Origin of the sequence: Herbaspirillum camelliae (assembly GCF_001929405.1) — a bacterium.
GTDB classification, from domain to species: domain Bacteria; phylum Pseudomonadota; class Gammaproteobacteria; order Burkholderiales; family Burkholderiaceae_D; genus Herbaspirillum; species Herbaspirillum seropedicae.
In genome coordinates this window covers 2,225,449-2,239,101 of record NZ_KV880769.1, presented here as the reverse complement: position 1 = coordinate 2,239,101, position 13,653 = coordinate 2,225,449, and the positions used below count along the sequence as shown (strand labels likewise).

The window sequence follows — 13,653 nt, the reverse complement described above, 5'->3', positions numbered from 1 at the left end:
TTTTCCTAGCCTTCTGAGGGAAAGCATTCTTCTCCACCTGCGCGATCTCGCGCTGCCGCCGATCAGGCTGCTGTCCGCTTTCGCTCAATGCACCGCTTCCTGCTCCCACAGCGGCGTCCCGGCTTCCCACACCTCTTCCGGCATGGCCTGGATGGCCTCATAGTAAGCGTCCAGGGAAGCAGGTGGATCGGCCATCAACGCCTGCATCAGCGGATGCGCCGTGCCACGGCCGGAAGTATAGAGCGCCAGCAGCACATATTGGGCCTGGCGATCGATATCATCCAGACCCGCCGCCACGGCCTCTTGCTGATACTTCGCAACAAAGTCCAGCAGCGTACGCGGCGCAAGCTTGCGGGTCTCGTCCGGGATGACGAATTTCAGATGATTGACCAGGGTATCCAGATCGCCTGCATCGACCAGCAAGCCAAACTGCTGATCATCCAGTGTCACCAGCGGCTGATCCAGCGGCGGCGGCGCGCTCGGTGGTCCGGCTTCGCTGGCCTGATGAATGGTCTTGGCCTCGCCGAAGCGATCGACATAGGCAATGCTGAACATGCCGCCGGTGAACAGACTATGTTGCTGCGGTGTCAGCGCCTGCAACCAGATGGGCAGGATGCGTGTATCGTACCAGCGCATCATCATGGCCTGGCCGTCGCTGAGGCCCACCTGGTGGAAATTGCGCAGATGCGCTGCGAAGGCCTGCAAGGGCAACGGGCTCTCATACCAGCTCAGGCATGGCGCGCTGAAGGCCAGTGGCGATATCCATGAGGCCAGCCGTTCACGCCGCGGCGCATCCAGTCCGGACAGGGCAATGAGCAGCGGAGCGATCTCGGGCAGCGCCTCTTCACGCTTGCCGTCGAACAGCGAGGCATAGGGCAGCCGCATCGCCTGCAGCTTCAGATGGCTGCCTTCGGCCTGGGCGCTGTCCAGCAGCAGATAGGCGCCATGGCCTCTTTCAGCGCATTCCAGCGCCCAGGCCTGCAGGCCCAGTGGATCGCCCTGGTTGGTGCTCATACCAGCACTCCCGGCGCACCCTGCTTCATGGCATTGAGGATGCAGTCCTTGCAGACGCTATTGGGCATCTGGGGCAAGGGCAGCGTCTTGGACACGGGGCCCGCGAACAGCTTCTGGGCGGCATGAATGGTCAGCTTGCCCGGACATTGCACGGTGATGTTGCCACCCTCGATGGTGATGTTGGCCCCGCCGGCGGTGGAGAGCGTGATCTTCTTGGCGGCGGCCCAGTCCACGCCGGCGTTGGCGCTGATCACGCGGACCTGGTCGCGCGCCTGGGCGGTGAGTCCGTCCGCCTGGGCCTGTACGTCGATGTTCTTCTGCGCGGCGATCATCTGCAAGCCATTGCCGCCCTCGCCTGCCGCCATCGCCCCGGCCAGCACGCCCAGCGCCTGGCCGCTGCGCAAGCGATACTGGTTGCCGGCGACCTGCTGGCTGTCGGCGCCGGAGAGGAGATTGACCGTCTCGCCATTGGCCAGCTGCATGTGCTGCCCGGCCACCGCGCCAAATCCTTCCTTGGCCGCGATGCCGATCAGCGCCGCGGTGCTGTGCGGGAGCTTGCTGTCGCCGGTTTGCGTATTGGCCGCTGCCACGTCTGCGCCACTGTTCTCGGGCGAACCATCGACCATCCCGGAGGCCGCCACGCGAATGGCTTCCAGCGGTGCGGCACTGTCGTTGATGGTGCTGGCGCTGGCCTGGGTCGGTCCCAGATGGCTGGCCAGGCCGACCGTCTTGTGGGTGACGGCGGCGTCGTTGAAGGTCTTGCCCAGCAAGGCGGCCTGCTTGAGCAAGGCCATGCCGCCGGCATTGTCGCCGGCCGGGTCCCGGGAGGCGGCGTTCTGCTCGATCTTGTAGCTGGAGAACAGGATGCCGCCGCCGGCGCGCAACGCGCCATAGGCATCGGTGCGCAACTCCGCGCCCGTGCCTCGGAAGCTGCCGCGATAATTGTCTGCAGTATGGATCAGGTGACCGAGATTGAGCTCGCTGCCCGACTGGGTGGTCTTGAGCTGGATGCGCCCTTGCGCATCGGTGTCGTCGAAGACCATCTGGTTGTAGCCCGAACCACCGAATTCCTTGGAGCGGATACCCCATTGCGCGGCAGGGTTGCCGTGGCCATCGCTGTCCTGGCTGCCGCCGTGCCAGGTCGGTGCATTGCCGCCGGCCAGGTTGCCCTGGCCGCTGGCCTGCAGGTCGGTGGCGCTGGTGAAGGCGCGGGCGGGATCGTCGCTGCCGGCCTGCGCAGTATCGCCGCCGGGCGTGGGCGCGGCGGCGCCCTCGCCGCGGCCGTTGTAGAGCGCGCCGACGATGACGGGCCGATCGATATCGTCCTCGATGAATTGCACCAGCACCTCCTGGCCGATGCGGGGAAGGAACTGCATGCCCGCGCCACCGCTGGCAGCGCGTTGCGCCACGCGCACCCAGCAGGTGGCGGCGGCGTCATTGTTGCGGCCCTGCCAGTGGAAGCGGATGCGCACGCGACCCAGGCGGTCGCAATGGATCTCGCCGGCGCTGCTGGCGCTGGTCTCGCCCTGCGGCCCTACCACGATGGCGCTCTGGCTGCCGCGCGCAGTGGCGCGTGCGTGCAGGCGCAAGCCGGTGCCATCGGCCAGTACCGGTCGCCAGATCACATCGGCACGAATCGCCTCGAAGGCATTGGCATACCCCAGTTGGCGGGCTTGCGCGATCACCCCGGCAATGTCGGTCTGGGCAAGCAGTTGCAGAGAGTCCGGCCCGGACTGGCCATGCAGCAGCGACTGGCCTTCTTCGCAGGCGGCCACGCAGTCTTCCAGCAAGGGCGGAATCGGACCGAACAGTTCGGCCAGGCCTTCGGCCGCATCCTTGGGCAGATTGTTGACGCCCACGCTCAGCACCGACAGCACGGCGTACTGCCTGGGCGCGCCATCCTGCGCAGCGGACAGGCCCAGCGGACCGTCGGCCAGCGTAAAGCGCGTGCCGGGACGCAAGGTGCGCACGGTGCTGCGCGCCTGCCAGAGCTTGTTGCGGGCTTCACTGGCCTCCAGGTGCAGGCGGGCATAGTGATCGGCCTCGGCCGCGTCGGTATAGGCATACAGGCCTGGACTGTCATAGCTTTCCAGGCGCGGCGCATCCTTGCCGCCGAATTCGTGACGGGTGGGCAGGCTGGCTGCCACCGCCTGCTTGCTCTTGTAGTCGTAGGACAGCAAGGTGAACGCAGCCGGCTGCAAAGACCGGCGGGCGGCCAGCGCCTGGATGGTGTCCTGTTCCTCGCGGGCGGTGCCGGCGTGGAAGCGGATGCCGCTGCCGCCGAGCGGACTGGTGCTGGTGAGGTCTTCGGGGAAGGCGCGCTGCGAGGTCGAATCGGCGAACAGCACCAGCCGGTGGCCGGAGGCTGCCTCGGCAGATTCCTCCACGCGCCATGACAGACCCTCGGCGGCCAGCAGGCGGCTGACGAAGGCCAGATTGCTCTCGCGGTACTGGATCGTATAGCTGCGCGCCTGCACCTGCTGCATGAAGGGCGCCACCTCATCCGTCCAGGTCCAGGCGGCGTGGGGCGCATAGTCGGCAAAGACATCTTCGACGATGTCGATGACGGTCTTGTCCTGCCATACCCGGCTGTTATGCGACTGCGAGAGCAGCCAGACCCAGGGCACGATGCGCAAGCGGTAACGGGCCAGGCCACCCTCACTGCCGAGCTTGGCGGCCTCGTTGATCAGTCCCGAGAACTGGGTTCGGCTGCCATCGGACAGGGTCGTCACCAGGGTGGCGCGCTGTCCGATCAGGGACTTCAGGCGCAGTCCGGCGTCCAGGCTCAGGACAATGACTTCGCGCAGCCCGACCGCATGCAGCCCTTCCGAGGCGGCAAATGCCTCCACCAGCAACTCGCCAGCCGGCGCGGCGTCGCCCAGCGAGAGGCTGTAAAGGCGACTCGCACCGGTGAATTGCATCAGTTGCGTCAGCAGGTCAGACATGGGTCACAAGCTCTAAGTAATACGCCCGGCGGCCAACAGGCTAGCGGGCGCGGCACGGCAGTTCCGCAAGGGCCGGAGTTCAGTTGGGATTGGCATTGGCCACCTTGCAGGCGGCATCGGTATCCCAGCGGCCCGAGCAGATACGCCAGCGGCACAATTCGCCTTCGATGAAACCAAGGGCGTGGCAGCGTTGCAGCAAGGATTCCGTGCTCTCCTTGCCGGAGCGCTCGACTACATCCACATTGCGCGCACCGGCGTGCTTGGGCGGTGTGCCCGCATCACCCTGGGCCAGCTTGCGGCCAGATGCGCCTGCTGCGCCATCGCGCGCCTGGCTCTTCTTGTCCGCTTCCGGGGTGCGCGCCACCAGCGCCTTGATCAGATCGACATCGCTGTCATTCTTGGCCTCGGCGGCCTTCTTCCTTTTCTCTTCGCGGGCAGCCTGCTTGGCCGACTTCTCTGGCTTTTCCGGCTTGGCTTCCAGGGCGTTCTTCAGCGTGGAGGGAGGCGGCTTGACGCCTTCTTCCAGCGCATTGGTCAATTGGGCCTGGCTGGAGGGCGGCTCAGGCTGGGCGCTGCCGGGCGCGGTGTCGTTGATGACCGCGGTGTCGGCGCTGGCCGTCGGCGGCGTCGATGCAGAGGGCGCGGCCGGGACCGGGTTGGGTTCGGCCGCCGCCAGCGGGGCGACCGGCTTGGCGTCTGGCGCGGCCGCCACCGGAGCGCCAGATTCGGAGCGGCCATTCAACACCAGCGCACCGGCGCCGATGAGCAACAGCAGCAGCACGGCCACGGCGGCGATGCGACCGCCCTTGCCACGCGCGGCGGGGGCGCTGGCGCGGCTGGCGGACTTCGTATCCGAGATGGAATTGAGGATGCGAACTTCGTCCGCCCCGGGCGTATCCGAACCGGACAGCAGGCTCGGTCTGGTGGATGCAGGTTTCTCTTGTTTCGGGGGCTGCAAGGCCGTACTCCTGTGTTATGCAACTCGCAAGAGTTGTTGGATTTTTTATTGATTTCCTGTTACTGCTTGTTCATGCGATTGCGCCACCCTCCGTCCACTGCCGCAGGAGCGCGACCAGTACGGAAAAAGAGATGCCGCATTTTCCCTTGAGATCGTTTTCTGCCTATTGCCCAACCCTTCTGCAGCGCTTTACAGCAACTTGCAGGATGGCTGATGCTTTTTCACGTCCCGTGATGCAAGCACATTGCACTTCCTCGCCAGCCACATGGCTGGCCTCATCGCCATCGCAAGCGATGAATGCAAAACACGATGAAGTGTTTGCAGGGACAGCGCCGATACTCAAGAGTTCCCTCGCACCTCATCCGCAGCAACGTACATCACGGTTACGTAATTGCCGCATGGACGGATTTTATTGCTTTCCAGTCAAGTAAAAGTCACCCCCTCAGATGACGCCAAGCCGATTGCAGGGCGACCGTTGGCCACGCCCGCCGTACCGGCGTTGTCAGGCAGACATGCCAGCCAGCAGATTTGACGCAAAATCGGAGGGCGCATGCGAACTTCATCAGTGGCCAAGCTGTCGGAGCCATGAAATGAATGGGATCTTGCCGATACTGACTGTATGGCTTCCGGGGTGATTCAAAATACTTAGCGGTATGACGGGGTACGCAGAGGGCGAACCCTTGAACCCATTTCATAAATAGGCGTGAGATGCGTTCTGCCCAGAAAGGGCGCTGGCAAGGCGCGCGACGCGTCGTGTGGCGGTGCCACACGCAAGGAGCGCAACGCGGCCAGCGCCCTTTCTGGGCAGAACCCGGAGGGAGCGGCCCGTTTGGGCGAATTGCTGCGTTACGAATTTGGGTCAAGACGCCCAGTCTTGACCCAAATTCGCGCCTTGCACTTCATCCCAAACGGGACTCGCTCGCACTCACGCCTATTTATGAAATGGGTTCTAGATAGTTATTAATTGATAGTTAATCCGCCGTTGCCGATCAATCGGCGTTCGCCCAGAATGCGCTGCCCTACGCAACGTTTTCTTCCGGCGATACGGTGGACAGAATAAAGACAGAATAAAAAAGGGGATGTCGTGCTGTTCCTGGTAATCATCTTCTACCTGCTCATTACCGGCTTTGCCATGTGGCTGCTGCTGTTCCCGTCGGGCAGAGCGCTCACGCTGGCCTTCCTCAACAGCCGCAGGGCCAGCCTGAGGCAGCGCTGGGACCGCTGGAACAGGAGGGGCGACGCCGTCCTTGCCGGGACCGCTTCGGGCATCAGGCATACGTTTTCCGCCAGCATCGGCTACGTACGCGGTAATTACGTGATCGTCGCCCTTGTCCTCCTGTTACTGATAGGTCCGGCAATACTTGCTTTTATGTTAAGCGGCAAATCCATGCTCGGCGGCTTCGAGCCTACCGATCGCGTGGCCAATGCGCAGATCGCGGAACTTTTGAAGGGCGAGTTACTCGTACCACCGCCTCCTCTGCCGCCGGACATGTTCACCACTGCAGAGGTTGTTCAAGTAAGGCCGATGCTGGTCGATGCCAGCCGTAACTGGCAGCTGCTCAATCCTGAATATGCGCAGCGCCTGCTTCTGGTCTTCAAGATCATGAAAGAAAAATACGGTATCGAGATGGCGCTCATCGAGGGTTACCGCAGTCCCGAACGGCAGAACATGCTGGCCGGCATGGGCGGCAACGTCACCAATGCGGCGGCCTTCCAGAGCTATCACCAGTATGGCCTGGCCGGTGACTGCGCCTTCGTGCGCAATGGCAAGCTGGTCATCAGCGAGAAGGACCCATGGGCGATGGAAGCCTACCGTCGCTACGGAGAGGTGGCCGAATCGGTGGGACTGACCTGGGGCGGGCGCTGGAAACTGATGGACTTCGGCCACACCGAATATCGCCTCCCGGGCGTCATGAAAAAATAACTTTTTCTGCACGGCCCCGCCGTCAACGGCGGGGCTGGCAAGAGAATCAGGTTGTCATTACATGCAACAACGACAAGGGGAACAGCAATGAGCCAGCCGGTCATCGTGCTCGGAGACAAGACCTCCCACGGCGGCACCGTCATCCAAGCCAGCGGCGTGACCATGGTCGGCGGCAAGCAGGTGGCGCGGGTTGGCGACAAGGTCAGCTGCCCCAGACACGGCTCCACCACCATCACCAGCGGCGATCCGACCATGATCATCGATGGTGCGCCGGTGGCGCGCGATGGCGACAAGACCGCCTGCGGCGCAGTGCTCATTGCAAGCCAGGCGACTACCTCCGTTTGAACGTTTGAACGACTGTGGGGCAAGGGCTCAAAGAACAATAAAAGGTGGATGCTGATGGGAACATGGATCAAACGCAGCCTGTTCGTCTGCGCAATTTTTGCAGTGACCTGGGTGATGTTCATCGCCTACTGGTCCGGCTCCAACCACATGCCGGACACCAGCGATGTCGTCCTCTTCCTGCTGGTGCTGCCGGTCTGCTTCCTGCTGCTCGTGTGGGGCGTGCGCAAGCTGCGCCTGAGCCTGGCGGCAGCGGCCGCCGCCCGCCAGGCCGCCGCTGCCCAGACACCCGCCCCTGAAGTGCCGGCCACCCCGGCCCACCATGTCGAACGACACTGGACGCTGGTCATCGCCGCCAGCGCCCTGCGCTCCCCGCAAGGCGACGACGCCGCCACCCTGCTCTCTCAACTGCAAAAACAGGACGCCCGCCTGGATCTGGACCCTGAACTGACCGACCGCCAGGGCTTCCCCATCCTGGCCGGCCGGATCGGCGCGCTGGATGTGGAAGGCACCCAATCCGACTACCTCGCCTGGCATGAAGCCCAGACCCCCGAAGCCGCCGAAGCGCCCGTCCTGGCGACCGGTCACCTGCGCACCCTGGCGCTGGCGGCCGATATCACCCGCGAACTGGGTCAGCGCCTGCTGGCCCATCCTTTCCTGACCCAATATCTCGAGGCCCCTGCGCATCAGCGCGAGGCCGTCGGCCTGCCGCAGGTCCATCTGCTGGCCTTGCTGCCGGCGCGCTGGGAAGGTGCGCAGCGCCTGCAGGCGGCGCAATGGCTGGGCGACCTGCTGGCCCAGGAAGGCTGGCCGCGCGAAAAGATCACGGTGCTGCCGGTGATTGCGGGAGAGTCGGTGCATCCCATGCTGCATCTGGATCGTCTCATCGCCACCAGCCGCGACGTCAACGCCAAGCAACCGACCTCGCAGCTGACCTCGCCTTACCTGGCCGTAGCCGTGGCCGCCGAATCCTCCCTCGATGAAGCCATCATCGAAGAATGGGAAGCGCAGCAACAGCTGCTGTGCAGCAGCGCCAACAACGGCAAGTCGCCCGGCGAGGGCGCTGCCGGGCTGATCCTGGCCGACGCCACCCAGGCCATTGCGCTGGGCGCCGATACGCTGGTGCTGCTGCATCGCGCCGCAGTCGGGCGCAAGGACAAGTCAGCCGATGCGCCCGGCCGCATCGAGGGCGAATTCCTCTCCCGGCTAGTGCAGGGCGCGCTGCAGGACGCTGGCGTCGCCCCCGCCGCCATCGGCCTGTTGGCCACCGACAGCGATTTTCGTGGCAGCCGCACCGAAGAAATCATGAAGATGGGCTACGACAGCCTGCCCGAGATCGATCTCGGCAGCCAGTGCGTGAAGCTGGGCGCCGGCTGCGGCGCGGCAGGCGCGGCCACCGTGATGAGCGCCCTGGTGCTGGCCCACAGCGCCAGCGAAGCCTCGGGACAGGCGGCGCTGTGCGTGAGCAATGACCACGCCCATGAACGCGCGGCCATGGTCGTGCGGCCCCAGGATTCCCCCAGCACCGTATCAACGCCCACCCCGCAAGCGACGGCGGCCCCAGCTGCGACCGCATAAAAATAACTCTTACCAAGAATCGCCACCATCATGCAACGACTCTGGCACTTCCTCAGCGATACCCGCACCCTGGTCATCATCGGCTTCGCCGCACTGGCCGCATTCCTCTTCATCGGCGCCAGCACCCTGGAGCTGGCCCTGACCTGGGCCGCCGTGATCCTGGCCATCGCCCTGCTGTGCTGGCTGGGATACTGGCTGTACCGGCGCTGGAAGGTGCGGCGCGCCGCCGGCAAGCTGGGCGAAGTACTGGAGCAGCAAGCCACCCAGTCGGTGGCTGCCAGCAGCGATGGCGCCCAGCGCGAAGAAGTCGCCGCGCTGCGCACCCGCATGCTGGAGGCGATCAACACCATCAAGACCTCCAAGCTGGGCCAGAAGTCCGGCTCGGCCGCCCTCTACGAGCTGCCCTGGTACATGGTGATCGGCAACCCCGCGGCCGGCAAGAGCACCGCCATCGCCAATTCCGGATTGCAGTTCCCCTTCGCCGACAAGGGCGGCAAGATCGTCCACGGCGTGGGCGGCACCCGCAACTGCGACTGGTTCTTCACCACCGATGGCATCCTGCTCGATACTGCTGGCCGCTATTCGGTCTATGAAGAAGACCGCAACGAGTGGTTCAGCTTCCTGGGCCTGCTCAAGCGCTATCGCAAGCAAGCGCCGATCAACGGCATCATCATCGCGGTCAGCATCGCCGAACTGACCGGCAACCGTCCCGAATTCGCCATCAACCTGGCCAAGAACCTGCGCCAGCGCGTGCAGGAGCTGACCGAAAAGCTGGAAGTGTTCGCCCCGGTCTATGTGGTCTTCACCAAGGCCGACCTGATCACCGGCTTCAATGAATTCTTCCTCGACACCGAAGGCAGCGAGCGTGACCGCGTCTGGGGCGCTACCCTCGCCTATGACCGCAAGCGCAGCGGCCAGGAAGTGGTCAGCTTCTTCGATGAACGCTTCGACGAGCTCTATGCCGGCCTCAAGGAGATGAGCCTGGCCAGCATGTCGGTCAAGCGCGGTGAAAACATGGCGCCGGGCGTGCTGACCTTCCCGCTGGAGTTTTCCTCGATCAAGGGCGTGCTGCGCTCCTTCGTGGCCACGCTGTTCGAAGAGAATCCCTTCCAGTTCAAGCCGGTCTTCCGCGGTTTCTATTTCACCAGCGCCGTGCAGGAAGGCGCCACCGTGAGCGCCTCTTCGCAACGCATCGCCGACCGCTTCGGCCTGGGGCTGGAACACAAGCCGCAACGCGAAATCTTTTCCCAGCACGGCTTCTTCCTGCACAACCTGTTCAAGCAGGTCATCTTCGCCGACAAGCAGCTGGTGGCGCAGTACACCAGCCGCACCAAGATCCGCATGCGCTATGCCACCTTCTTCGCCGCCATCGCCATCCTGGGCGTGCTGCTGGGCGGCTGGAGCTGGTCCTACATGGGCAATCGCCAGCTGCTGGCCAATGTGCAGGCCGACATGGACAAGGCCGTCAAGCTGCAGGAAAAACGCCTGGACCTGCAATCGCGCTTCGAAGCACTGGAAATCCTGCAGGACCGCATCGAACAGCTGGACCGCTACCGCGCCAGCCGTCCCATCTCGGTGGGCATGGGCCTCTACCAGGGTGATCTGCTGGAACGCAAGCTGCGCGAGGAATACTTCTCCGGCATCAAGGAAATCATGTTGAAGCCGGTGGCCAGCAACATCGAGAGCTACCTGATGGAAGTCAACGCCAATGCCGCGCGCCTGGAGCCGATGTCGCGTCCGCCGCAATCGGGCGGCATCACGCCAGTGGCCGACAATGGCGCGCAAGCCGCCAACGCGCTGCGCACCTACAAGGACAGCTCGGCCACCAGCGTCGAGGATGCCTATAACGCCCTGAAGACCTATCTGATGCTGGCCGACAAGTCGCGCGCCGAATCGAGCCACCTGAACGACCAGATCACCCGCTTCTGGCGCGGCTGGCTGGAAACCAACCGTGGCACCATGCCGCGCGAACAGATGATCCGCAGCGCCGAGCGCCTCATCAGCTTCTCGCTGGAACAGATCAACGATCCTTCCTGGCCGACCATCGACAACAAGCTGACCCTGGTGGACCAGGCCCGCGAAAACCTGCGCCGCGTGGTGCGCGGCATGCCCGCGCGCGAACGCGTGTACGCCGACGTCAAGGCCCGCGCCGCCACCCGCTTTGCTTCCATGACGGTAGCGCGCATCGTCGGCGACAAGGACCGCGAACTGGTCATGGGCAGCTATGCCATCCCCGGCACCTTCACCCGCGACGCCTGGGAGAAATTCGTCCAGGAAGCCTTCAAGGAAGCCGCCAACAAGGAACTGCAGAGCGCCGACTGGGTGCTCAAGACCTCGGCCAAGGATGACCTGACGCTGGAAGGCAGCCCCGAACAGATCCAGAAGGCCCTGGTGACGCAGTACAAGACCGAATATGCGCGTGAGTGGCAGAAATTCCTGCAGGGCGTGAGCATCGTCGAACTGCGCAACCTGGATGACGCCACCAATGCCATGAACCGCCTGGGCGATCCCATCACCTCGCCGATGAAGAAGGTCATCAACACCGTCTATGACGAGACCTCCTGGGACAATCCCTCGCTGGTGGACGCCGGCCTGGCCAACGCCAAGAGCGGCTTCATGGGCTGGTTCAAGGAAACCATCCTGCGCCGCTCCCCTGCCCCCGCGCCGACCCAGTTCAACGCCGATGGCACGACCGCTATCCCGATGGGTCCGGTCGGCCGCGAATTCAGCGGCGTAGCGCGCCTGGTGGTAAGCAAGGACAAGAACGGATCGCTGCTGCAGACTTATCTGGACAACCTCTCCAAGCTGCGCACGCGCCTCAACACCATCAAGAACCAGGGCGATACCGGCCCCGGCGCCAAGCAGCTGATGCAGCAGACGCTGGAAGGCAACGGTTCCGAACTGTCTGATTCGCTCAAGTTCGTCGATGAAGAAATGCTGCCCGGCCTGAACGACCAGCAGAAGACCGTGCTGCGTCCGCTGCTGGTGCGTCCGCTGGTGCAGGGCTTCAACGCCCTGGTGCGTCCGACCGAAGGCGAGGTCAACAAGATCTGGCGCGCCCAGGTGTACGAACCCTTCCAGAGCAATCTGGCGGCCAAGTACCCGTTCTCGCCCAACTCCAAGATCGAAGCCAACAGCGGCGAGATCGGCACCGTCTTCGGCGAGAATGGCGCCATCTCCAAGTTCGTCACCACGGCCATGGGGCCGCTGGTGGTGCGCCGTGGCGATACGCTGTCGCCGCGCAAGTGGGCGGACATGGGCATTAACCTGTCACCGGCCATTACGAGCAACTTCGCCAGCTGGATCAGCGCCCCGGGCGGCGGCGGCGATGCCAATGGCGGCGCCAACAGCGCCCAGACCGTGTTCCAGATCCAGCCGCAGCCCGCCCCCGGCGCCCTGGAGTACACCATCGAGATCGACGGCCAGCAACTGCGTTACCGCAATACCCAGGCGCAGTGGACCAACTTCATCTGGCCCAATCCGCAAGGCACGCCAGGCGCCCGCGTGACGGCCCAGACCTACGACGGCCGCACCATCGAAGTGGCCAGCCAGCCCGGCCGCTTCGGCCTGGAGCGCCTGATCAACTCGGCCCAGCGCAAGCGCAAGGACAACGGCGTCTTCGAGCTGTCCTGGACCAATGACGGCGTGACCGTGGTGGTCAACCTGAAGATCATCAGCAGCGCCGAAGTCTCGGGCACCGCCAACGGCCCTGCCCGCGGCACCGCCAGCCTGCGCGGCCTGAAGCTGCCGGAGACCATCGCCGGGGGTGCGCCTGCGCCCGTCCCCGCCCCTGCTCCTGCCGGCGCCGCTGGCACTGCGCCGATGCAGCCGGGGCAGCCGATGGCGACCGACGCCGCAGCCCCCCAGTCCAACAATCAACCAACCATTACAGGGGTCAAGCAATGAGTGCAACCGGCACCCCCATCAAGGTCGGCTACTTCGGCAAGATCCCCACGCGCGGCGATTTCATCAAAGCCACCGACAACGCCTCACTGATCACGCTGCTGGACAACTGGCTGGCGCAGACCATGGAAATGCTGGCGCGCGATCCGCGCTGGAAGATCATCTATGACGGCGTCAAGCCGCTGCATTTCGTGGTCATGGGCCCGCGCAGCCGCCGCGCCGTCGCCGGCCACCTGCGCGCCAGCAGCGACCAGTCGCAACGGCGCTTCCCTTTCATCTCGATGAGCGCCATCGACGTCGAGGACCCCGGCGCCTTCGTGCGCAACAGCCCGCTGATCCTCTCGCGCCTGTGGACCCGCCTGGAGACGCTGACCAACGGCGTGCTCAGCGCCCCTGACCCCGCCGCCCCCTTGCAGACCCTGGCCACGACCACGCTGGAGCTGGACATCAACAGCGCCGGCTACAACGCCGCCTTCGCCGACTTCCTGGACATGCAGACGCTGGGCGGCCTGCAGCAGATGCTGGAGCAGGCCGGCTTCACCGGCACCCCGCGCCAGCTGCTGCTGGCCCTGGGGCTGCTGCTGCAACCGGTGATGGCCAGCACCTCCAGCCGACTGGACAAGAACCTGATCCTGCCGCTGCCGCGCGACCCGATGTACCGCGCCCTGGTGGCCAGTTTCTGGATGAACCTGATCACGCCTTTCCTGAGCCGTGCCGATTTCGAACTGGCGCTGTTCCTCACCATTCTGGATGAGCAGCCCTGCATGATCCTGGGCTTTTCCGGGGCCTCGCCGCGCACCCTGCATTCGGTGCTCGACAGCCAGGCCGGAGCCGAGCACAACATCGCCTTCGACCAGGCCGACTGGATCGAAGAACATGTCAGCGGCGACTACGGCATCCAGAAGCTGTCGAGCTATCTCTCGCACCCCGGCCTGTCGCTCAAATCGGCACTCGACTCATTCCGCGAAGCCTTCATCGGAGCCTGAACC

General features: G+C 64.5%; 8 protein-coding genes. 5 read left to right on the top strand and 3 right to left on the bottom strand.

Translation table 11 applies throughout. From position 1 onward, the window contains the following. Positions 1 to 84 precede the first annotated feature (84 nt). The 3 genes from BGK68_RS09970 to BGK68_RS09960 form a co-directional block, all read right to left on the bottom strand. Positions 85 to 1,014, bottom strand: a complete 930-nt coding sequence (locus tag BGK68_RS09970) for a DUF4123 domain-containing protein (RefSeq protein ID WP_083657771.1) — start codon at positions 1,012 to 1,014, stop codon at positions 85 to 87. After that, on the bottom strand, positions 1,011 to 3,959 hold the full coding sequence (locus BGK68_RS09965) for a type VI secretion system Vgr family protein (protein ID WP_075256971.1): 2,949 nt from the start codon (positions 3,957 to 3,959) through the stop codon (positions 1,011 to 1,013). Before BGK68_RS09965 ends, BGK68_RS09970 begins: the two co-directional genes overlap by 4 nt. A gap of 79 nt (positions 3,960 to 4,038) precedes the next feature. Continuing rightward, positions 4,039 to 4,917, bottom strand: a complete 879-nt coding sequence (locus BGK68_RS09960; protein ID WP_233149279.1) for a hypothetical protein — start codon at positions 4,915 to 4,917, stop codon at positions 4,039 to 4,041. Between the two features lie 1,084 nt (positions 4,918 to 6,001). Here BGK68_RS09960 and BGK68_RS09955 point away from each other — a divergent pair. From BGK68_RS09955 to tagF, 5 genes are all read left to right on the top strand, one after another. Then, the gene (locus BGK68_RS09955) at positions 6,002 to 6,841 is read left to right on the top strand and encodes a M15 family metallopeptidase (protein ID WP_075256970.1); all 840 of its coding nucleotides are present in this window, start codon (positions 6,002 to 6,004) and stop codon (positions 6,839 to 6,841) included. A gap of 87 nt (positions 6,842 to 6,928) precedes the next feature. Further along, entirely contained in the window at positions 6,929 to 7,186 is a 258-nt protein-coding gene (locus BGK68_RS09950; RefSeq protein ID WP_075256969.1) for a PAAR domain-containing protein, read from the top strand. A gap of 54 nt (positions 7,187 to 7,240) precedes the next feature. Next, positions 7,241 to 8,761, top strand: a complete 1,521-nt coding sequence (locus tag BGK68_RS09945) for a hypothetical protein (protein ID WP_233149278.1) — start codon at positions 7,241 to 7,243, stop codon at positions 8,759 to 8,761. A gap of 30 nt (positions 8,762 to 8,791) precedes the next feature. Next, complete coding sequence (gene tssM / locus BGK68_RS09940) at positions 8,792 to 12,667, top strand: type VI secretion system membrane subunit TssM (protein ID WP_075256967.1); 3,876 nt, start codon at positions 8,792 to 8,794, stop codon at positions 12,665 to 12,667. Next, the gene (gene tagF, locus BGK68_RS09935; RefSeq protein ID WP_075256966.1) at positions 12,664 to 13,650 is read left to right on the top strand and encodes a type VI secretion system-associated protein TagF; all 987 of its coding nucleotides are present in this window, start codon (positions 12,664 to 12,666) and stop codon (positions 13,648 to 13,650) included. The genes tssM and tagF overlap by 4 nt, the downstream gene beginning before the upstream one ends. The last annotated feature ends 3 nt before the right edge of the window (positions 13,651 to 13,653 follow it).

Bases quoted from the DNA above. Each gene is read 5' to 3' on its own strand.
- BGK68_RS09970 (WP_083657771.1), bottom strand. From the start codon at position 1,014: ATGAGCACCAACCAGGGCGATCCACTGGGCCTGCAGGCCTGGGCGCTG.
- BGK68_RS09965 (WP_075256971.1), bottom strand. From the start codon at position 3,959: ATGTCTGACCTGCTGACGCAACTGATGCAATTCACCGGTGCGAGTCGC.
- BGK68_RS09950 (WP_075256969.1), top strand. From the start codon at position 6,929: ATGAGCCAGCCGGTCATCGTGCTCGGAGACAAGACCTCCCACGGCGGC.
- BGK68_RS09945 (WP_233149278.1), top strand. From the start codon at position 7,241: ATGGGAACATGGATCAAACGCAGCCTGTTCGTCTGCGCAATTTTTGCA.
- tssM (WP_075256967.1), top strand. From the start codon at position 8,792: ATGCAACGACTCTGGCACTTCCTCAGCGATACCCGCACCCTGGTCATC.
- tagF (WP_075256966.1), top strand. From the start codon at position 12,664: ATGAGTGCAACCGGCACCCCCATCAAGGTCGGCTACTTCGGCAAGATC.